The organism is Methylobacterium oryzisoli (assembly GCF_046557895.1).
In the GTDB taxonomy this organism is placed as follows: Bacteria; Pseudomonadota; Alphaproteobacteria; order Rhizobiales; family Beijerinckiaceae; genus Methylobacterium; species Methylobacterium oryzisoli.
Genome location: NZ_JBKIBX010000016.1, coordinates 1 through 1,767 on the forward strand (window position 1 = coordinate 1; position 1,767 = coordinate 1,767).

Sequence of the window (1,767 nt, forward strand, 5' to 3'; positions counted from 1 at the left end):
CGCCAGGGCCGCCCCCAGGGCCGCCGTCGTGGTCGTCTTCCCCACGCCGCCCTTGCCCGATGTGACAACCAATACCTTCGCCATTCGACACCTCGTTCGCGTTACGGGCGGTCCTGTCCGGCCGCCTTCTGTCGGTTCGCCCCAGTCAATCCAGAATCGCGGTCTTCATCGCGTCGCCGTCGAGCCAGACGTGCACGGGCTTGCCGCGCAGTGTCGGGTCGATGTCGTCGGCGATGCGGTAGAGGCCGTCGATGGCCAGCAGCTCCGGCTCGAAGCGGCTGCACACGATGCGGGCGTTCGGGCTGCCGGCCGCCCCCGCGATGGCCCGGCCGCGCAGCGCGCCGTAGACGTGGATCGACCCGCCCGCGACGATCTCGGCGCCCGAGGCGACCGAACCCATCACGGTGACGTCGCCCTCCGGAAACAGGATCGCCTGGCCCGAGCGCACCGGGGTGTCGAGGACGAGCGAGCCCACCGTGGTGGGGCGCTCAGGCAGGGCCACGGGCGCCGCCGCCGCGCCGTCCGCCTCCGGCGGCGCGATCTCGGCACCGGGGCGGCCGCCGCTCAAGGGGGGCGGCAGGCCGGCGCCCTGGCCGGCCGCGCCCGCGCCTTCGAGCCCCATGACCGGGATCTCGCGGGCAGCGAGTTCGCCCATCAGGGCGAGCAGCTCCTCGCGCTCCGGCGCCAGCGCCGTCACGTCGAGGATGATGGCGCGCCCGGCGAAGAAGGCCGGGGAACGCCGCACCAGGGCGTCGAGGTCTGCGAGCCAGACTTCGACGGGCGCCTCGGGGGCGAGCACCACGGCCAGGAACGAGCGGCCGCGGAAGCGGATCGGCGGTCGGGAGTGATTCGGGTTCGGCACGGGTATACGATTCGTTACCGTCCCATTCCGCGCCCGCGATGGTTAGCGAATGGTTAAGATGGACCGAAATCGTTCACCGTTCCCTAACGGCACGGCCGACCGTCGCGTCGAGGTGCTGCACCAGCCCGGGATCGAGCCCGAGACGGCGGGCGAGGTGGTCGAGATAGGCGCGCTCCTGGGGCGTATCGACGTCGATGGCCATCAGCGAGGCGGCGTAGATCTCGGCCGCCTCCTCGGGGGTGCGGGCGAGCCGCGCCACCGTCTCGACGTCGAGGCGCGCGCGCAGGGCGTCCATCAGGAAGGCCTTGTCGTCCGCATCCAGGGCGTGGCGGTCCATCTCGCCGAAGATCCGGGTCTGCTCGGCGGCATCGATGTGGCCGTCCGCCTTAGCGGCGGCGACCATCGCGGTGAGGAGGGCGAGGCTCACCGCCTGCTCGTCCGCCGGGGAGGCGGGCTGGAACCGGGTGCCGCGCAGCATCGCGGCGGCCTCGTCGGCGGAGGGCAGGAAGCCGCCGGAGCGGCCGGGGCCGGAGCCCATCGGTGCGGCGCCGACCGACGCGGCGCCGAATGGCGCGGCGCCCGCGGGCGTCCCCGTCGCCCGGGCGGGCTGGCTCGCCTGCCATTGCTGGTAGGCCTGATAGGCCAGGGAGGCGACCATCGCGAGGCCGCCGATGCGCCCGGCATGGCCGAAGGCGCCGTGGCCGGCCCGGTGGCCCTTGCGGGCGCCGAGCACCAGGGAGGCCAAGCCGCCGAGCATGGCCGCCTTCGAACCGGAGCCGCCGACCGAGCGGGCGATCTGATCGAGCGGCGAGCCGCCCGGCGCGTGTCCGTAGCCGCCCTGGGGATGCCCATGGCCCCCCTGGGGGTGCCCGTAGCCGCCGCGGGGGGGGGGGGGGGGGGGGGGG

The 1,767-nt window shown here is 74.5% G+C and carries 3 protein-coding genes; all 3 read right to left on the reverse strand.

The window, feature by feature from the left end; translation table 11 throughout:
* A partial coding sequence (locus ACKUB9_RS16825; protein ID WP_490390953.1) for a nucleotide-binding protein occupies positions 1–84 on the reverse strand: 84 nt, incomplete at its 3' end.
* 61 nt (positions 85–145) lie between these two features.
* Positions 146–868: a septum site-determining protein MinC gene (gene minC / locus ACKUB9_RS16830; protein ID WP_407524661.1), complete on the reverse strand. Its 723-nt coding sequence runs from the start codon at positions 866–868 to the stop codon at positions 146–148.
* A gap of 67 nt (positions 869–935) precedes the next feature.
* A partial coding sequence (locus ACKUB9_RS16835) for a tellurite resistance TerB family protein (RefSeq protein WP_410825843.1) occupies positions 936–1,767 on the reverse strand: 832 nt, incomplete at its 5' end.